Source organism: Deltaproteobacteria bacterium (genome assembly GCA_016218975.1).
In the GTDB taxonomy this organism is placed as follows: Bacteria; Desulfobacterota; Deferrimicrobia; order Deferrimicrobiales; family Deferrimicrobiaceae; genus JAENIX01.
In genome coordinates this window covers 53,245-72,388 of record JACRCO010000072.1, presented here as the reverse complement: position 1 = coordinate 72,388, position 19,144 = coordinate 53,245, and the positions used below count along the sequence as shown (strand labels likewise).

Genomic DNA, 19,144 nt, shown 5'->3' with positions numbered 1-19,144 from the left:
CTCGGGGAACATCCGCAGGCCCACGACGCAAGGAGAAGCGCCACCAGCGGTGCGAATGCGCGGCGCACGGCGAGCGCGCCTATTTCCGTATCAGGGGATCGTCTCCCCTTCCGCGGCCGCCGAGGACTTCCTCCACCTTTCTGCCGAGTTCCGCCCTGCGGAAAGGCTTTTGGAGAAACCCCTGGAATCCTTCCGCCACGATCTCCCGTATCCGTTCGCTTTCGTCGTAGCCGCTGGCCAGGAGCGCCCGCACCCACGGACAGATCCTGCGCATTTCGGAGAACGCGCGGTCGCCGTTCATCCACGGCATCATCAGGTCAAGCAGCACAAGGGCTATTTCGCGGTGGCGTTCCCGGAACAGCTCGACCGCCTCGACCCCGTTACGCGCCTCGATCACACGGTATCCGAATGAGCGCAGCATGGCGCTCACCACCTCGCGCACGTCGTCCTCGTCGTCCGCCACGAGGATCGTCCCGTTCCGGCCGTCCGCCGGGTCTTCCCGTTCCTCGCCGTACGCCGGTGTCTCGGGAGCGGCGGGCAGCGCGATGGTGAACGTCGTTCCCTTGCCGGGAAGCGAGCGGACGGATATCTCCCCGTCGTGGATCTCGACGATCCCCCGGACGGCGGCCAGCCCCATCCCCCTCCCGATGAACTTCGTCGAAAAGAACGGCTCGAAAATGCGCGCCAGGGTCTTCTCGTCCATCCCGCATCCGGTGTCGCCCACTTCGAGCACCGCGAATCGCACGGGGTGCGAATCGCCTCCGCTCCCGCTCCGGGCGGCCTGACGTTCCTCCCTGCGCGTGCGTATGGAAAGTGCCCCGCCGCCGGGCATCGCCTCCCCCGCGTTGAGGCAAAGGCTCATCACGACCTGTTTGAGCTGGGCCGCGTCGGCGAGCACGGGCGGAAGGTCTTCCGCCAGGTCCAGCCGGAACTCCACCGACGGCGGGAAGGCGGCTTTCAGGATTGGCACGGCCTCGTCCACCGCCCAGTTGAGCGGAAGGACCTGGGGACTGTATTTCCCCTTACGCGCATATGCCAGGAGCTGGCCAGTGAGTTCCACCGCGCGTTCCCCGTTGCGCTCGATCATGTCGAGGTATTTCCCCGCATCCACGTTGCCCGCCAACATAAGCCGGAGCAGCTCCACCGCGCCGGTGATCCCCAGCAGCAGGTTGTTGAACTCGTGGGCCACTCCGCCCGCAAGCATGCCCAGGGTCTCCAGCTTCTGGCTCTCGAACAGGTGGTTCTCTATACGCTTCCGTTCCGTGATATCGCGGGTTATCCGCAGGATCATGCGGATCTCCCCCGCCTCGTCGCGCACCGCGGACGCAACGGTTTCCACTTCCAGATATCCCCCGTCCTTTCGGCGGAGCCTGCAATGGAGCGTGACCGCGGAGCTGTCTTTATCGGCGATCCTGCGGTTCTCCTCGAGGAATTTTTCCCGGTCGTCGGGATGGAGGAAAACGGCTGCCGGAACCCCGATCATCTCCTCCTGCCGGTAGCCCAGCATTCGTCCGGCCGCCGGGCTGGCATAGAGATATTTTCCTTCCGGATCGTGCAGGGATATGAAATCGAGCGCATGATCGGCCAGGAACCGGTAGCGGGCTTCCGAGTCCCGCAGCTCCTCCTCCATCCGGCGGCGTTCGAGCGCCGCGGAGAGGATCGGCGCAACCACGTCCTCGATCACCCGCCTCTCGCCTTCGTTCCAGCTTTTCTTCCCGCTGTATGCGTGCAGGACCAGGATTCCCAGGATGCGGGAGCCGTACCTCAAGGGGAACAGCATGGCCGAACGGACCTGCGATGGATCGTTCAATAGCCGGAACGGGTGCTCGGGCGGCAAAAGTTCAAGATCGCCGAACGCCTGCCCCCCCTCGGAGCGAAGCCGCTCGACGGCCTCGCCCAGCCGGACCTCGCGGCGGTAGAGACCGCCCAGATCCGGCCAGTCGCCGGGAATGACGCTTCTCCAGATTTCGATTCGGGATGCGTGATCGCGGCAGGAAACGAGATAACATCCTTCCGCGCCGCAGAGGGAAAGAATCTCCCGGCAAACCTCTTCCAGCAACTCATCAAGCCCGAGTCCGAGCGCGCAGATCCTTGCGATCCTGGGCACGGCAAGCAGCGGGACCTCGCTGGCGTGCGCCTCCCCCTGCCCCCGGTTCCGGGACGGAAACGGGATCGTGTCTCCCATGGCTCTCCCTGTATCCCCATTAGGGTTACGGCCGAAACAATTGTTTTTCCTTTATAAAAGGGTTGGATGGGGATGTCAACAAAACCCCTGCGCCGTTCAACGCGATTTTAGATGCACAAAATTGGAAAAACGATCTGCGCGGCGGACATCCCCATGAAAATACTGTAGTTTATGGGTTAACCGCGTTCCTTCCAGTGCGCCTCCTCGAAGCGCTTTATCTTGTCGACTCTCCGGCGGTGCCTTCCCCCGTCGAAAGGAGTTGATAGCCACGTTTCCACGATCCTTCGCGCTTGCAGGATGGAGATTTCGTCCGCCCCCAGTACCAGGACATTGGCATCGTTATGCCGGCGCGAGAGGGATGCGTCGGCGACACGGGAGACCACGGCCGCCCGCACTCCCTTCGACTTGTTCGCGCAGATGGCCATCCCGATCCCCGACCGGCATATGAGGACCGCCCGGTCGGCTTCTCCGCGCCGTACGAGGGCAGCCGCCGCGAATCCGAAATCGGGGTAGTCGACGGGATCCGCGGAGTCCGTCCCCAGGTCCCGCAACTCGAAGCCCTTGCCCGACAGGCGCATCAGGAGATCCCCCTTCATTTCCACCCCTCCGTGGTCGGAGGCGAGGACGATCCGAAGCGGTTTCCGGCCCGGGCCCATCGATCATGCACCCGCCGCCGCAAGCGCGTAGCGCGCCGCCCCCAGGAGCGCCGCCTTGTCGTCCAGGATCACCCGCACCGGAACGTCCGAAAGAAATTCGCGGAAGCGTCCCTTGTCGGAAAACGACTCCAGGAACCATCCCTCCGAAAGTACCGGCAGGATGGCGGGCGCGATCCCGCCTCCCAGAACCAGGCCGCCGGTCGCGAAAAAATTCAGCGCGAGGTCGCCTGCTACCGATCCGTAGAGCGATGCGAAAAATCGAAGCGCCTCGAGGCATATCGACGACCGTCCCGACAACCCCTCCTCGGCGATCACCCGGGGGGGATCCTCGCCGAGAAGCCGCGTGTCGACTTCCGGGAGCTCGGATGCCCTTCCGGTTTCCCGAAGGAAGAGGTAAAGCGCATGGAGACCCGGGCCGGAGACCACGCGTTCCACGCTGACGCGCCCGTGCCTTGATTTCAGATACGCGAGCAGCTTCTCTTCGCGGACGTCCCGGGGCGCGAAACCGCCGTGGCCGCCCTCCGATGCAAACGGAAGGTATCCCTTTCCGGAACGTACGAGGAACCCCACGCCCAACCCCGTGCCCGCGGCCGCCACCGCGACCGTCCCCTCCGGCTCGGCTTTCCCGTCCTGCAATACCGCGAACAGTTCCGGCGGAAGGAACGGCACCGAAAAGGACGTGGCCTGAAGGTCGTTGATGACGAAAGCCCGCTTCGCTCCGCATGCCCGCCGGATCGACTCCTCCTCCACAGCCCATGTCAGGTTGGTCAGCTTGCTTCGTCCCCCGCGCACGGGGCCGGCCACTCCGACGCAAACGAGTTCCACGTGATGCCTGCCTCCGGGAAATTCACCGAGAATCGACTCCAGCGTGGAAAAATCTCCGCTGCGGAAGGAGCGGGACTCCCCCCGGGCCATCGTGCCGTCGCGGTAATCGAACAGCATCAGGTTGGTCTTCGTCCCCCCCACGTCGCCCGCCAGTATCATCCCTTTCCTCCCTCACGCTTCCGTACGAGCCCCGCCGCGTCGGCGTCGGCCAGGAAAGTGACCGTCCCGCGCTTCAGGTTTACCTGCGCCGCGGGAAGCTTCGGATCTCCCGACAGAACGCTTCGCAGCGCCCGAGCCTTCTCCTTCCCGCTCGCGATGAAGATCGCCTGCGCGGCGGCGTCGATCGCAGGCAGCGTCAACGTCACGCGCCTCACAAGCGGATCCCCGGCGGCCGCCGTCGGGATGACCCACGCATTCCCTTCCCCGGCCGGAGCGCCCGGGAACAGGGACGCGGTATGGCCGTCCTCGCCGATCCCCAGGAGCACCGCGTCGAAGCGCGGAAATCCGCCGGGAGGATCCGGAAACTCGGCCCTTAGCGTCTCCTCGTACCTGCGAGCCCCTTCTTCCGGCTCCCCAAGCCCGGTATCGACGAAGACGAAATGCCCCGGCGGAACCGGAGCCCGGGAAAGTATCGTTTCGCGCAGCAACCTTTGGTTGCTGTGCGGGTCTTCCGGCGGGACCCAGCGCTCGTCCACCTGGAAGAAGCGGACGAGTTCCCAGGGAAATCGGGAACGGTACGGCTCCGTGGACAGGATCTCATACGTGCGCCGCGGCGTCTTTCCGCCCGAGAGGGCCACGCGGATGCGTGAGGTCGTGCTGCCTGGGCGCGACAGGGACGCCGCCCGGTCCCGGACGATCCCCCACAACCGGCCCGCGGCGGCGCGCGCCAGTTCCTCCGCGGAGGGAACCACGAAGAGCCTGCCTGCGGGACTTCCCTCGTCGGTGCTCAAGGCCGGCGCCATCTGTCCCTTCCTCCTTCCAGGAGCGCATCCGCTTCCGCCGGCCCCCAGCTCCCGGCGGAATAATAATGAAGCTCCCGCTCCGGTTCTCCCTTCCAGCGCTTCAGGAACGGTTCGAGCAGCGCCCAGGATGCCTCCACATCCTCCTCTCTCGGGAAAAGCGTCGGATCGCCGTGCATCACATCCAACAGAAGCCTCCCGTAGGCGGGAGTGCTTCTCGCGCCGAACGCCTCCTTGTAAGTGAAATGGAAATCGACGGGACGCACGCACACGCCCGGTCCCGGCTCCTTCGCGCCGAAGCGCAGGAATATCCCTTCCTCGGGCTGGATATTGATGACGAGCAGATTCGATTCGAGCTGGCCGCACGCCGTGTCCTTGAACAGCTGCGAAGGGGCCGGGTGGAACTGGATCGCGATTTCGGAGATCTTCCTCGCCATCCGCTTCCCCGTCCGAAGATAGAAGGGTACGCCGGCCCATCGCCAGTTGTCGACCGTGAGCTTCATCGCTGCATACGTTTCGGTGAATGATCCGGGGGAGACGCGTTTTTCCGTGCGGTATGCGGGCACCTCCCTGCCGTCGATCCTTCCCTCCTTATATTGGCCGCGGACGCACACCTCGCCGACGCGTTCCTCAGGCACGTGCCGGATCGATTTCAGGAGTTTGAGCTTTTCCCCCCTCAGGTCGTCTCCCGCGATCGAGCTCGGCGGCTCCATGGCCACCAGGGCCATGAGCTGGAGCAGGTGGTTCTGGATCATGTCGCGAACCGCACCCGCCTCGTCGTAATAGTCCCCACGCCCCTCCACACCGATCGACTCGGCGACGGTGATCTGGACGTTGTCGATGTAGTTGCGGTTCCACAGCGGCTCGAAGATCCCGTTGGCGAAACGGAAGACGAACAGGTTCTGGACCGTTTCCTTGCCCAGGAAGTGGTCGATCCTGTAGACCTGCCCGTCGGGGAAGACGGAAAGGATCTCGCGGTTGAGGGCCCGGGCGCTTTCGAGGTCGCGCCCGAACGGCTTCTCCACGACGACGCGGCGGTAGCCGGGGAGTTGCTCCGAGGGATATGCCAGCATTGCGTCCCCCATCCTTCGGATCAGCGAAACGTAATGCTTCGGAGCGACGGCGGCGTAGAAGATGATGTTCCCCGGGATCCCCCGTTCCGCGCACAGCGACCGGATCCGCTCCTGCAGGGCCGGGTAGCTTCCGGGGTCCTCGAGGTCAGCCGTATGGTAGCGGATTCCGGCGGCGAATTCGTCCCACTCGGAGCCGTCGAAGCCCCCCTCTCCCTTCTCCCGCACGGAGTCCAACAAGCGCGCCCGGAACGAATCGTCCGTGTAAGCGGACCTCGAAACCCCCAGCACGGAGAAACGTTCGGGAAGCAGCCCTTCAAGGAAAAGCCCGTAGAGGTCAGGGACCAGGAGGCGGCTCGTGAGGTCTCCCGACGCACCGAAGATGACGAGCAGGCCCGGAGGGGGAGGCTCGATACCGGCAGCCGCGTGCGGCCCCGCCAAGGCAGCGATCGGTTCCGCCGACACCGGACTATCCCTTCTCCCGCTCCGGGACGGATGCCTTGACGCCGTGCCCGCCGAACTCGTTGCGCAGGGCCGCCATCATCCGCATCGCGAAGGAATTCTCCTGCCTTGAGAGGAATCGCATGTACAGCGAGAGGGAGATCGCGGGGAGCGGCACGCCCGCTTCGATCGAGCGTTCCACGGTCCAGCGGCCTTCCCCCGAATCTTCCACGTACGGTGAAATCCCGGAAAGATCGGGGTTACGCTCCAGCGCGGCGGCGGCAAGCTCCAGCAGCCACGAGCGCACGACGCTCCCATGGCTCCAGAGGGCGGCTATCGACGGAAGATCGAGAGGGAAGGGGGCTGTCGACAGGAGCTCGAACCCCTCCCCGTACGCCTGCATCATCCCGTACTCGATCCCGTTGTGGACCATTTTCACGAAATGCCCGGCGCCGTGCGGCCCCATGTATGCGAACCCGCCGGGCGGCGCAAGCGTGGTGAACACCGGGGACAGGAGATCGAACGCGTCCCGGTCCCCGCCGACCATCAGGCAGTACCCTTCCGACAGTCCCCAAATCCCGCCGCTCGTTCCCGAGTCCAGGAACCGGATCCCGCGGTTCCCGAGCCGCTCCGCGCGTCCCGGGGCATCCTTGTAAAGCGAATTGCCGCCGTCGACGACGACGTCACCCTTCGAAAGGAGCGCGGCCAATATATCCACGCATTCATCCACCGGATTTCCTGCGGGCACCATCAGCCATACGATCCTGGGGGGGGACAGTTTCGCGGCGGTTTCGGCAAGCGTAGCCGCGGGGATGGCGCCTTCCCGGGATGCTTCCCGTACCGCCTCGGCGGAACGGTCGAACGCCACGATTTCGTGACCGCCGCGAATCAGGCGGAGGGCCATGTTCCTTCCCATCTTCCCCAGGCCGACCATCCCGATCCGCATGGCGCTCTCCCTTCCGGCGCCGCCGCCGGCTCGCCGGTTACGCGGGGCTCGCCTCCGCAAGCCTCCGCTCGATGGCCCCGAGCAGCTTGCAGAAGGATTCAGAAAAGCTGTTCACGCCGTCCTTCGTCAACTTTTCGCAGATCTCCTCGATGCCTATGTCGAGCAGCCCCAGCTCGCGCAGGACCTCCGCGGCCTCTCCCTCCATGGCGGAAAGCGTGTCGCCGACGACCCCGTGATCGCGGAAAGCGTCCATGGTTTGGGGGGGCATCGTGTTGACGGTGTCCGGACCGATCAGCTCCTCAACGTATTTCACGTCCGAAAACTTCGGATTCTTCGTCCCCGTGCTCGCCCAGAGCGGGCGCTGCGGCCTCGCTCCCTTTTCCGCCAGCTCGCGCCACCACGGCGCGGAGAATATGTCGCGGAACCGGGCATACGCCAGGCGCGCGTTCGCGACCGCCACCTTGCCGAGAAGGGCAGCAGCGGTTTCCGCCTTCGGCGATCCGGGATAGCGCGGGATGATCCCCTCGAGAAGTTTGTCGACGGCGGTGTCCACGCGCGACACGAAAAAGGACGCCACCGAGGCGACCGAGGATGGATCGCCCCCCGCGGCCACCAGGCGCTCGATCCCCCGGATATACGCCTCGACGACTTCTTCGTACCGCAATACGGAGAAGATGAGCGTCACATTGACCGGAATGCCGGAAGCGATCGTCTGCTCGATGGCGGGCAATCCTTCCCGCGTCGCCGGGATCTTGATCAGGACGTTCGGCCGGGAAACCTTCCGGAAGAGCTCCTCCGCGCGCCGGACGGTTTTTTTGGTGTCGTACGCCAGGTCCGGGTCGACCTCCAGCGAGACGAATCCGTCGGTTCCTTCGGTCGATATGTACACGGGCCGCAATACATCCGCCGCCCTGCGGATGTCTTCAGTCGCGATTTCGTCGTACACTTCGTGGACGCTTCTGCCGGATGAGGCGAGTGCCCGGATCTGGTCGTCGTAATCGTGCCCCCCGGAAATCGCCTTCTCGAAGATCGTAGGGTTCGACGTGACTCCCTTGATGCCGTCTTCCGTTACGAGCCTTGCCAGCTCCCCCGATCCGATGAGACCCCGGTGGATGTAATCGAGCCACGGGCTCTGCCCCGTTTTCCCGAGCTCCACCAGCGGATTCCTCTTCCCCTGCATGATGTTTTCCTCCCTCAGGTTTCCTGGAGAAGCGCCTTCACCCGTTCAGCTACGGCCTCAGCGGTGATTCCGTACTCCCGGAACAGGCGATCTCCCGGCGCGGAGGCTCCGAACCGGTCGATTCCCACGGACGCTCCCTCCTCGCCGACGTACTTTTCCCACCCGAAGGTGCTCCCCGCTTCCACGGATACGCGGGCGCGGATGGAAGGGGGGATCACCAGGTTCCTGTATTCTTCGGTCTGCTCCTCGAACCGTTCCCGGCACGGGAAGCTGACCACGCGCGCCGTAATCCCGCCGGCTTCGAGAAGCTTCTTCGCGCCGAGCGCCACGTGCACCTCCGATCCCGAAGCGATCAGGATCGCCTTCGGGCTCCCCCCGGCGCCTTCTTCATAGATGTAGGCGCCCCTGTATACGTTGCCGCCGCGGAAAACAGCCTCCGGCGGAAGGACCGGCACCTTCTGGCGGGTCAGGACGATCGCGCTCGGCCCCCCCGTCCTCTCCAGCGCCATCCTCCAGGCCGCCGCGGTCTCGTTGGCGTCGGCCGGCCGGATCACGTAAAGGTTCGGCATCGCCCGCAGGGAGGCGATGTGTTCGACCGGCTGATGGGTCGGGCCGTCTTCGCCCAGCCCGATGGAATCGTGAGTGAACACGTAGATCACACGGATTCCCATAAGGGCGGCCAGCCGGATGGAAGGCCGCATGTAATCGGAGAAGATGAGGAAGGTCGCCCCGTACGGGATGACCCCGCCGTGGCGCGCGATCCCGTTCAGGATCGCTCCCATCCCGTGCTCGCGAACGCCGAAGTGGAAGTTGCGGCCCCCCGGCGGAGCGTCCGGGAGGAAATCCCCTCCCGCCGTAATGAGTGTATTCGTCGAAGGGGCGAGGTCCGCCGATCCGCCGGCCAGCTCGGGGATCCGGGGGGCGATGGCGTTGATAACCTTGTGCGACGCGCTCCGGGTGGCCATCCCTCCAGGATCCGGCGGGAAGGCCGGCAGCCCTACCTCCCATCCTTCGGGCAGGTCGCCCCAGTTCCGCCTCTCCCACTCCATCGCAAGATCGGGAAAGGCGCGCATGTACTCCGCCATCTTCACCCGCCATTCCCGCTCCAACCGTTCGCCCCGGGGGACCGCTTCCCGGAAATGGGCGAGAACGTCCTCCGGGACGTGGAACACCGGTTCTTTCGGCCACCCCAGCGCTTCCTTCGTCAGGGCGATCTCCGCATCCCCCAGGGGGCTGCCGTGGGCGTCCGCAGTGTCCTGCTTGTTGGGGCTTCCGAACGCAATGTGCGTGCGCACGATCACGAGTGTGGGCTTTTCCCGCTCCGCAAACGCCGCCTCGATCGCCCGCGACATGCCTTCGAGGTCCTCGTCCCCGTCTGCCACGGAGAGCACGTTCCAGCCGTAGGCCCGGAACCGTCCGGCCACGTCCTCGCGGAACGCCAGGTCGGTGGATCCCTCGATAGTGATCCGGTTGTCGTCGTAGAACGCCGTGAGGTTGCCCAGCCGGTGGAAACCCGCCAGAGAGGCGGCCTCCGAGGCGACGCCCTCCATCAGGTCGCCGTCCGAGCAAAGGGCCACGATACGGTCGGAAACGATCTCGTACCCCGGACGGTTGAACCGCTGCGCGAGCATTCGGGAGGCCAGCGCCATCCCCACCGCGTTGGAGATCCCCTGCCCGAGGGGACCGGTGGTCACTTCGACGCCGGGTGTGTGCCCCGCTTCCGGATGCCCCGGCGTTCTGCCGCCCCATTGCCGGAACTGCCTGATGTCTTCCATGGAAAGGTCGAAACCGGCCAGGTGCAGGAGTGAATAGAGGAGCATGGATGCGTGGCCGCAGGAGAGGACGAAACGGTCCCGTCCCGGCCAGTCCGGGTTCTTCGGGTTATATCGCAGGTGGCGGGTCCACAACAGGTAGGACAGCGGGGCAAGTCCCATAGGGGTTCCGGGGTGCCCCGACTTCGCTTTCTGGACGGCATCGACCGACAGAAACCGGATTGCGTTGATGGCGCGCGCGGCGAGAGTTCCCTGGTCCACGAGTTCCGCCTCCTGATTCCGCTGAATATGGCGATACCTGATTAAATGCGGCAGCCCCTGCCCTCAATTCCCGCGGGGCGGGTCCATCTTATCACCGTCTTCCCCGTCCCGTGCCTCCCGTCCGGCAATGGCTCCTTCCTCCCGATGAGGAAAAAGGAGCGAAGCGAGAACGGAGACCCCGAGGAGGGCGACCACGACGGCCAACGACACCTTTATCGAAACATCATACCAGCCGCTGGACAACAGTTTCCCCCCTATGAAGAAAAGAACCAATCCGACGCCATATTTCAGGTACCGGAAGTTTTCTACCGCGTGGGCCAGCAGAAAATAGAGCGCCCTCAATCCAAGGATGGCGAATATGTTCGATGTGTAGACGATGAAAGGATCGAGCGTCACCCCGAAGATCGCCGGAATCGAATCTACCGCGAAAACAAGGTCGCTCGCCTCGATCACGACGAGAACCGGGAGCAGGGCCGTTGCGTACCGTTTCCCGTCGATACTGACTATGAGCTTTCCGTCGTGGAATTCGCGAAGGGTGGGGATGAACTTACCGAACAGCTTAAGCACCGGGTTCTTCTCCGGGTGGATCTCCGTGCCGTGGCCAAGGACGATCTTCGCCCCGGTGAAGAGGAGGAACGCGCCGAAGATGTACAGGACCCAATGGAACGCGGAGATGAGCGCGGTGCCGATGAGGATGAAGACCGCCCGCATGATCTGGGCGCCCAGAATTCCCCAGTAAAGAACCTTGTGCTGACTGGCGGGAGGAACGCCGAAAGTCGAAAAGATGAGGATGAAGACGAACAGGTTGTCCACGGACAGCGACAGTTCTATGAGGTAGCCGGTGAAGAATTCCAGTCCGCGGACCGGACCAAAGAAACGGTAGATCGCCGCATTGAACAACAGTGCAAGCGCAACCCAGCCTATCGTCCAGGCGAGCGCCTCCTTCGGGCGGACCTCGTGCGCCCTCCGGTGGAAGACGAGCAGGTCTACGGCAAGCAAGGCGAGAACGAAAAGGGTGAACCCGACCCATAGGACCGGAGTTCCGATCGACGCCGGCAACGAACCCCTCCGGGACAAAAACCGCTATTTGCAGGTTGCCGCCCCTGCGCATCCATGCGCCCGCGGCATTCGCACATCCCTGTGCATCACGACATGCTGCCCTCCATGGCAGGCTGTCGCTCCCGGCCATCCATGGCCTCCGGCCGCTCCTGCGCATCCATGCGCCCGCGGCATTCGCACATCCCTGTGCATCACGACATGCTGCCCTCCATGGCAGCATAAATCAAAAACGTTGCGATGATACACCTGCGAGCCGTTTTCGGGAAGCCGCAAGGCTGTCCGTGCGAAAATATCGGAGAGGCGTCGAACTGATGAAAATACGCGTTCTCTGCTACGAGGGATACGCCGCGCGGGAAACTCCCAGGGCGTTCTACCTGGGGGAGCGGCGGCTCGAAGTCGAGGAGGTCCTGGACCGCTGGCGGGGGGAGGACCACGAATATTTCAAGATCGCCGCGTCGGACGGAAACCGGTACATCATCCGCTTCGACAGGGGGGAGGATTCGTGGGAGATCACGCTGTTCACATCCGGAAAAGGATCCTGATGCCGATCCCGATGAGGACGAGGCCGCCGGCGACCTCCATCTTCCGGCCGAACTTGCGTCCCAGCGGCGCTCCGAGATGCATTCCCGCCGCCGTGAAAACGCAGGCGACCACCCCAATAACCACCGCGGGATACCAGATCTCGAGGCGCAGCACCCCAAGGCTCAATCCCGCCGCAAGAGCGTCCACGCTCGTGGCAACCGAAAGCACGACGAGGGAAACTCCCCGCGTCGGGTCGGACGGAGTATCCTCCTCTCCGTTTTCGCGGAAGGCATCGTAGATCATTTTCCCTCCGATGAAGGCGAGGAGCCCGAACGCCATCCAATGGCCGTAGCCGGAGAAGTAGCGGACGACGGAAAGCCCCGCCTGCCAGCCGATCACCGGCATCATGAACTGGAACAGGCCGAAATGCCAGGCAAGGCGGAACGTCTGCCGTCCCGACACCTTCCCCAGAACGATTCCCGTTGCGATAGCGACCGCCAGCGCGTCCATCGCCAGCCCAGCCGCAATGCCGAGAAGCGTGAGCGTATCTACAGAAGCACCCCCGTGGCGTCCGGCGGCGAAACGAATGCGCCGTCCGCGCATCCGACCACATGGTACCATTTCGTTATACCATCCGAATCCGGGGAGCACCCTCGATGGCCGGAAAGCATCCAGACAGTTTCGGGTGCCGGACCCGAAGAAAGATAGGGCCGGGCCCATGCGAAATCTTCCGCCTCGAATCACTCGAAAAACGCGGCGTCGGGCCGGTATCCCGCTTGCCTTTTTCCATCAAGATCCTTCTTGAAAACCTGCTGCGATGGGAAGACGGGACGACCGTCCGGGCCGGGGATATAGAGGCCCTTGCACGCTGGTCGCCGGAGAGGGTACCTGACCGGGAAATAGCCTTCCGCCCTTCCCGCGTTCTCCTGCAGGATTTCACCGGCGTGCCGGCGCTGGTCGACCTCGCGGCAATGCGCGACGCCGCCTTGCACCTCGGCGGGAATCCGGAAAAGGTCAATCCTCTTATGCCGGCGGACCTGGTGATCGACCATTCCGTCCAGGTGGACCGGTTCGGCACGCGCGACTCCTTCGCCGCCAACGTGGGACGCGAGTACGAGCGTAACGGCGAACGGTACGCCTTCCTGCGGTGGGGGCAGCAGGCTTTCCGGAATCTTCGCGTGGTCCCGCCCGGGACCGGCATATGCCACCAGGTGAACCTGGAATACCTGGCTCCGGTGGTTTTCCGCACAAAGGTGCAGGGTGTCCACCAGGCGTTCCCCGACACTCTTCTCGGCACGGATTCCCACACCCCGATGATCAACGGATTGGGCGTCGTCGGCTGGGGAGTGGGCGGGATCGAAGCCGAAGCGGCGATGATCGGGCAACCGGTTTCCATGCTGATCCCGGAAGTGGTGGGCTTCCGTCTTTCGGGACGCCTCCCCGAGGGAGCGACGGCGACCGATCTCGTCCTGACCGTGACGCAGATGCTGCGCGCCAAGGGGGTCGTGGGGAAATTCGTGGAGTTCTACGGTTCGGGTCTCTCATCCCTCTCGGTAGCCGACCGGGCGACGATCTCGAACATGTCGCCCGAGTACGGGGCGACGATCGGTTTCTTCCCCGTGGACCGCGAGACGCTTTCCTACCTGCGGTTCACGGGACGGCGGGCGGGTCAGGTGAAGATCGTGGAGGACTACAGCAAGCTCCAGGGAATGTTCCGCACGGACCGGACGCCCGATCCCGTCTTTTCGGACACGCTGGCGCTCGACCTTTCCGACGTCCGTCCCTGCCTTGCGGGGCCGAAGCGCCCGCAGGACCGTGTTCAACTTGACGGCGTCAGGGAATCGTTCCGCAACGCGCTGGCCGGCTGGGGTAAAGAGGCATCGACGGAAGCGGTCCCGGTGGAACATAACGGCGAATCGTTCCACCTCGCGGACGGCGCGGTGGTGATCGCGGCTGTCACGAGCTGCACAAACACCTCCAACCCGTCCGTGATGATCGGGGCCGGACTGCTGGCGAAAAAGGCGGTGGAACGGGGGCTGCGTGCCCGTCCGTGGATCAAGACCAGCTTCGCCCCGGGATCGAAAGTCGTAACCCGGTACCTCGACCGGGCAGGGCTGACTCCGTACCTCGAAGCCCTGGGATTCCACCTGGCGGGATACGGCTGCACCACCTGCATCGGAAATTCCGGGCCGCTTCCCGTGCCTGTCGCCGACGCGGTCCGCCAGGCGGATCTCTCCGTCGCTTCGGTCCTTTCCGGAAACCGGAACTTCGAGGGGCGGATACATCCCCTGTGCCGCGCGAACTACCTCGCCTCTCCTCCGTTGGTCGTAGCCTACGCTCTCGCGGGGACCGTCGATATCGATTTGTCGAGGGACCCCGTGGGACACGATCCGAACGGATCGCCGGTCTTCCTGCGGGAGATATGGCCCTCGCCCGCGGAGATCGTAGAGACCGTCCGTTCGAGCGTCGCTTCGGATATGTTCAGGAAGGAGTACGGGGAAGTCTTCGCGGGAGACGCGGAGTGGAGAGGGCTTCCGGTTCCCATGGCGGATTGCTTCGCGTGGGAAGATTCCTCGACATACGTCAAGCATCCCCCCTTCTTCGAGAACCTGCCTGCCGCCCCCCCGCCCCGGGGAGACCTTTCGGGGCTGCGTGTCCTCGCGGTCCTCGGCGATTCCGTTACCACGGACCACATCTCCCCGGCCGGCGACATCGCGGTGGACGGCCCCGCCGGGCGATATCTCCTCGAGCGCGGCGTGAGGAAGGAGGATTTCAATTCCTACGGGAGCCGCCGGGGGAATCACGAGGTGATGATGCGCGGGACCTTCGCCAATATCCGGTTGCGCAACCTCCTCGCGCCGGGAACCGAAGGGGGATGGACCCTTTATCTTCCGAACGGGGAAAAGGACACCATCTACGACGCGGCAATGCGCTATGCGCGGGAAGGCGTACCCCTTCTGGTGCTCGCCGGAAAGGAGTACGGCTCCGGCTCTTCACGGGACTGGGCGGCCAAGGGGCCGATGCTCCTCGGCGTACGGGCGGTCCTGGCGGAAAGCTTCGAGAGGATCCACCGGAGCAATCTCGTCGGCATGGGCATACTTCCGCTCACCTACGCGGACGGGGCCGACCGGGATCGTCTCGGACTTACGGGAAAGGAACTTTTTTCCGTCGAGGGGATCGCCGTAGAGCTCGTTCCGCGGAAAAGGCTGACGGTGCACGCATGCCTGGATGGAAGGGAAATATCTTTTCCGGCGGTCGCACGCATCGACACGCCCGAGGAGGTGCGCTACTACCTCCACGGCGGGATCCTGCCATACGTGCTGCGTAGACTTATTGGAGCGGGTTAACCCGCATTTCTCACCACGGTTCGTCGCGAGACGGTGGAGACGGGTATGGCTACAAGGCGTCGCGACCGAGGGCACCGCAGGCGTAGTTGACACTACGTCGAGGAGCCCGACCGAGCGCAACGCAGTAGACATGCCCGTATCCGCCGCCGCAGCAGAAGCGTGGTGAGAATTGCGGGTTAACTCCGGGTATTACTCAACCTTATTCAGGAAAGCTCCGCCCTTCCCGGCACGTCGAACCCTTTTGCGCGCAAGGCGGAGATCACCTTCTGGCCTTCGATCGTGTCGAGCCGTATGAGCGCGGTCATCCTGTCCGAATCCTCGTCCGGCGTAACGATGCAGCTTCGCACCTTGACCGACATCCCGGCGAGGGAGGACATAAGCTCCTCGAACCGGTCCATGCTCCGCGGGAAGGAAACCTCGATCCGCACCCCCACTTCCTCCAGGTTCAGGACGTCGATCACGGCGTTCAGCAGGTCGATCTTGGTGATGATGCCGACAAGCCGGTCCCCCGAGAGCACCGGAAGCGCCCCGAACCGCTTCCGCCGGATGATGAGCAGGGCGTCCTCAACCGCGTCTTCGGGAGTGAGCGACCAGACATCCGTTTTCATCACCTCGCGCACGCGTCGGTCCGGCGGTCTGGCCCCGCCTGCCTCCGGTTCCCCCGTAAGTGATACGTTCCGCAGGTCGGTGTCGGTCAGTATCCCGACCAGCTTTCCCCCTTCCACGACCGGAAGATGGTTGATCCTCAGTTCCCGCATGATGCCGGCCGCCCGCGCCAGCGTGTCCTCCGGCGACACCGTCTTCGGGTCCTTCGTCATCCGCCTGCCTACGAGCATGGCACTCCCCTTTTCATGCGGGCTTTGCGCACATTATATCCGCGGGCTACGCCGACCGGAACATGAAGTAGGCCGCCCCTACGAGGCAAAGAGCGCCCCAAAGGTAGTCGAGCTTGAGCGGCTGCCGCATGTAGAACGTGACGAACCCGGCGAAGACGATCATCGTGATCACTTCCTGGATCACCTTGAGCTGCGGCAAGGTAAAGCTTTGATAGCCGATGCGGTTGGCGGGCACCTGGAGGACGTACTCGAAAAAGGCGATCCCCCAGCTCGCCAGGATGGCAAGCATCAAGGGCTTGGTGTTCATGTCCTTCAGGTGCCCGTACCAGGCGAACGTCATGAAGATGTTGGAGCAGAACAGAAGTGAGATGGTGGTCATCGCTCCCCCCCGGCAATATTAACTTTTCATTTTACCACCGGGTTCGGAGCTCTCCCCGACACAAAAGAAAGGGCCGCGCAGTGATGACGCGGCCCTTATTCCGCTTGCAAATCCGCCGTTACACGATCCCGTGCGAGATCATGGCGCGGGCGACCTTGATGAAGCCGGCAATGTTCGCGCCAACGACGAAGTTCCCGGGCGCTCCGAACTCCTCCGCCGCCTCAGAGCAGAGCGCGTAGACGTTCCGCATGATTTGCTGCAGCTTGATGTCCGTCTCTTCGAACCCCCAGGCCTCCCGGCTGGCGTTCTGCTGCATTTCGAGCCCCGAGGTCGCAACGCCGCCTGCGTTGGCCGCCTTCCCCGGCCCGTAGAGGATCCCCGCCGAGATGAAGACATGCACCCCTTCGGGAGTGGTCGGCATGTTCGCTCCCTCGCCGACGGCGATGCAGCCGCTCTTCACCAGCTTCTTGGCGTCCTTCCCGGTGATCTCGTTCTCGGTGGCCGACGGGAACGCGACGTCGCAGGGGATGTCCCATATGTTGCCGTTGGGGATGTATCGGGAGCCCTTGTGGTAATCGCAGTACTCCTTGATCCGCCGGCGCTCCACTTCCTTAAGCTGCTTGATCGTTTCGAGGTTGATCCCCTTGTCGTCGTGGATCACGCCGTTCGAATCGCTCATCGCGACGACCTTCCCGCCGAGCTGGTGCACCTTCTCCAGCGTGTAGATGGCGACGTTTCCCGATCCGGAGACGAGGACCTTCTTCCCCTTGAACCCGTTCTTCTTGCTTGCCAGCATCTCGTTCACGAAGTAAGTGCAGCCGTAGCCGGTTGCCTCCGTGCGCACCTGGCTGCCGCCGTACACGAGCCCCTTCCCCGTGAGTACGCCCGCCTCGAACTTGTTCGTCAACCGCTTGTACTGCCCGAAGAGGAACCCGATTTCACGGCCCCCCACGCCGATGTCGCCCGCCGGAACGTCGGTGTGCTCGCCGATAATCCGCCAAAGCTCAGTCATGAAGCTCTGGCAGAACCGCATCACCTCGCCGTCGGACTTCCCCTTGGGATCGAAGTCGGACCCGCCCTTCGCGCCGCCGATCGGCAGCCCCGTCAGGGAATTCTTGAAGATCTGCTCGAAGCCCAGGAATTTGATGATCCCCAGGTAGACGGACGGGTGGAACCTCAAGCCCCCCTTGTAGGGCCCGAGGGCGCTGTTGAACTGGACGCGGAAGCCGCGGTTGATGTGCACCACGCCCTTGTCGTCCTGCCAAGGCACCCGGAAGATGGTCTGCCGCTCCGGTTCGCAGATCCGCTCGATGATCTTGGCCTCGGTGAATTCCGGATACTTGACCAGGACCGGCCCCAGGGATTCGAGCACTTCCTTCACCGCCTGGTGGAATTCGGCCTCGCCGGGATTCCGCTTGACGACGTCCTGAAAGATGATCTCGAGTCTCTCCGTCAACGCCATGATTCCCCTCCTCTGCTTTCGCAGGCAACTATACTGACGCCGCCCCGGGCGCCTCTCACGGACCGACTCTACCCGTTCTCCCGTTAAGGTCAAGACAAGAGGGGACAATCGGGTATAATCGGGTATTATTCCACCTTCCGGGGGTTGGTACTGGAAAAACGGCTCGACAGCCAGCTCCGATCGGTCCTGCCGCCTTCCTGGCCGGCGCTTCTCGCGGGCATCTCCGAAATCGACGAGAGCAAGGGTTGGTGGAGGGGGAAATTCCAGCCCCCGCCTTCATGGCTTGCCGGCCTGCGGAAGCGGACGATCGCGCAGTCGGCGAAGGCCTCCATCGGGATCGACTGGGTCGGATTCCCGCGGCGCGGGGTCGGGACGGCGCTTGCGATGACCCCGGCGCAGGCGGAGGAGCTGCGCCGCTATTCCGCGGCGGGGTATGCGCAGATTCTCAAGGCGATCTTCGACGGCCGGGAGCAACGGCCGCTTTCCCGGGAGCTTCTGCTGGAATTCCACACCGGGCTGCTGCGGTATTCGCCCGGCGACCGGGGGCACAGGGGGGCCTACCGTACCTTGCCGGACCGCTCCGCGTTTTTCCCACGGCGCAGCATGGAATCTATCGCGTTGCGGCCCTCGGAGCCGGACTCGATCGAACGTGAAATGGACGCCCTGATCGCCTGGACGAACGCCCGGCTGAACGCGGGGAAGTTCCATCCGCTATTCGTCGTCGCCGGGTTCCTTCTTGAGTTTCTCGCGATCCGCCCGTTCGCCGGTGGAAACGGCCGGACGAGCCGCCTCCTCACGAACCTGCTGCTCCTGCGCAGCGGGTATTCCTACCTTCCGTACGCCTCACTCGAGAAAGCCATCGCGGAACGGAAGGCGGAGTATTACCTCGCCTTGCGGAAAAGCCAGGCGTCGCGGCACCTGCCTCCGACCGATATGGGCCCCTGGCTGACCGCTTTCCTGGACGCCATGCGGGCGCAGGCGAGGGAGTTGAAAGGGCTGCTTGCGGGGCATCCGCCGGAAAGCCGGCTTTCCGGAAACCAGGCCCGCGTCCTGGCGCTGCTGGTACGCCACCGCGAAATCACAAACCGCATGGTGTCGGGGGAGCTCCGCATTTCGAGGGAAACCGCGAAACAGGTCCTGAACCGCCTCGTCGCCCTGAACCTGCTGACGCGGACCGGAGCCGGAAGGGCCGTGCGGTACCGCCGCGCGGAACCGACCTAAGAACCGGGACGTTCCTAAGAACT

At 64.0% G+C, this 19,144-nt stretch carries 16 protein-coding genes; 3 read left to right on the top strand and 13 right to left on the bottom strand.

Features of this window, described 5'->3' with window-relative positions:
- Positions 1 to 79: 79 nt before the first annotated feature.
- The 9 genes from HY896_10845 to HY896_10805 all read right to left on the bottom strand — a co-directional run bounded on the left by HY896_10845 (position 80) and on the right by HY896_10805 (position 11,342).
- Positions 80 to 2,185 carry a PAS domain S-box protein gene (locus HY896_10845; protein ID MBI5576845.1) on the bottom strand — a complete coding sequence of 702 codons (2,106 nt, stop codon included), beginning with the start codon at positions 2,183 to 2,185 and terminating at the stop codon, positions 80 to 82.
- Positions 2,186 to 2,361: 176 nt separating this feature from the next.
- On the bottom strand, positions 2,362 to 2,841 hold the full coding sequence (locus HY896_10840; GenBank protein ID MBI5576844.1) for an RpiB/LacA/LacB family sugar-phosphate isomerase: 480 nt from the start codon (positions 2,839 to 2,841) through the stop codon (positions 2,362 to 2,364).
- Positions 2,842 to 2,844: 3 nt separating this feature from the next.
- Complete coding sequence (glk, locus tag HY896_10835) at positions 2,845 to 3,825, bottom strand: glucokinase (GenBank protein MBI5576843.1); 981 nt, start codon at positions 3,823 to 3,825, stop codon at positions 2,845 to 2,847.
- Positions 3,822 to 4,628, bottom strand: a complete 807-nt coding sequence (gene pgl, locus HY896_10830; protein MBI5576842.1) for a 6-phosphogluconolactonase — start codon at positions 4,626 to 4,628, stop codon at positions 3,822 to 3,824. Before pgl ends, glk begins: the two co-directional genes overlap by 4 nt.
- Entirely contained in the window at positions 4,613 to 6,145 is a 1,533-nt protein-coding gene (zwf, locus tag HY896_10825; protein MBI5576841.1) for a glucose-6-phosphate dehydrogenase, read from the bottom strand. The genes pgl and zwf overlap by 16 nt, the downstream gene beginning before the upstream one ends.
- Positions 6,146 to 6,164: 19 nt before the next feature.
- Entirely contained in the window at positions 6,165 to 7,082 is a 918-nt protein-coding gene (gnd, locus tag HY896_10820; GenBank protein ID MBI5576840.1) for a decarboxylating 6-phosphogluconate dehydrogenase, read from the bottom strand.
- Between the two features lie 37 nt (positions 7,083 to 7,119).
- A complete protein-coding gene (gene tal, locus HY896_10815; protein MBI5576839.1) occupies positions 7,120 to 8,262 on the bottom strand; it encodes a transaldolase in 1,143 nt (380 codons plus the stop codon).
- A 14-nt stretch (positions 8,263 to 8,276) separates the two neighbouring features.
- A complete protein-coding gene (gene tkt, locus HY896_10810) occupies positions 8,277 to 10,295 on the bottom strand; it encodes a transketolase (protein ID MBI5576838.1) in 2,019 nt (672 codons plus the stop codon).
- A gap of 63 nt (positions 10,296 to 10,358) precedes the next feature.
- Positions 10,359 to 11,342 carry a TerC family protein gene (locus tag HY896_10805; protein ID MBI5576837.1) on the bottom strand — a complete coding sequence of 328 codons (984 nt, stop codon included), beginning with the start codon at positions 11,340 to 11,342 and terminating at the stop codon, positions 10,359 to 10,361.
- Positions 11,343 to 11,665: 323 nt separating this feature from the next.
- On the opposite strand from HY896_10805, the gene HY896_10800 reads away from it, so the two are divergent.
- A complete protein-coding gene (locus HY896_10800) occupies positions 11,666 to 11,896 on the top strand; it encodes a hypothetical protein (protein MBI5576836.1) in 231 nt (76 codons plus the stop codon).
- Here the strand turns inward: HY896_10800 and HY896_10795 are convergent.
- The gene (locus tag HY896_10795) at positions 11,874 to 12,479 is read right to left on the bottom strand and encodes a manganese efflux pump (GenBank protein MBI5576835.1); all 606 of its coding nucleotides are present in this window, start codon (positions 12,477 to 12,479) and stop codon (positions 11,874 to 11,876) included. The genes HY896_10800 and HY896_10795 overlap by 23 nt on opposite strands.
- 53 nt (positions 12,480 to 12,532) lie before the next feature.
- On the opposite strand from HY896_10795, the gene acnA reads away from it, so the two are divergent.
- Complete coding sequence (acnA, locus tag HY896_10790; protein MBI5576834.1) at positions 12,533 to 15,223, top strand: aconitate hydratase AcnA; 2,691 nt, start codon at positions 12,533 to 12,535, stop codon at positions 15,221 to 15,223.
- Between the two features lie 203 nt (positions 15,224 to 15,426).
- Here acnA and HY896_10785 read toward each other — a convergent pair whose 3' ends face one another.
- From HY896_10785 to gdhA, 3 genes are all read right to left on the bottom strand, one after another.
- The gene (locus HY896_10785) at positions 15,427 to 16,059 is read right to left on the bottom strand and encodes a CBS domain-containing protein (protein ID MBI5576833.1); all 633 of its coding nucleotides are present in this window, start codon (positions 16,057 to 16,059) and stop codon (positions 15,427 to 15,429) included.
- A gap of 46 nt (positions 16,060 to 16,105) precedes the next feature.
- Complete coding sequence (locus HY896_10780; GenBank protein MBI5576832.1) at positions 16,106 to 16,438, bottom strand: DMT family protein; 333 nt, start codon at positions 16,436 to 16,438, stop codon at positions 16,106 to 16,108.
- 118 nt (positions 16,439 to 16,556) lie between these two features.
- Positions 16,557 to 17,900 carry an NADP-specific glutamate dehydrogenase gene (gdhA, locus tag HY896_10775; protein ID MBI5576831.1) on the bottom strand — a complete coding sequence of 448 codons (1,344 nt, stop codon included), beginning with the start codon at positions 17,898 to 17,900 and terminating at the stop codon, positions 16,557 to 16,559.
- 144 nt (positions 17,901 to 18,044) lie between these two features.
- Here gdhA and HY896_10770 point away from each other — a divergent pair, with 144 nt between their 5' ends.
- Positions 18,045 to 19,121 carry a Fic family protein gene (locus tag HY896_10770; protein ID MBI5576830.1) on the top strand — a complete coding sequence of 359 codons (1,077 nt, stop codon included), beginning with the start codon at positions 18,045 to 18,047 and terminating at the stop codon, positions 19,119 to 19,121.
- The last annotated feature ends 23 nt before the right edge of the window (positions 19,122 to 19,144 follow it).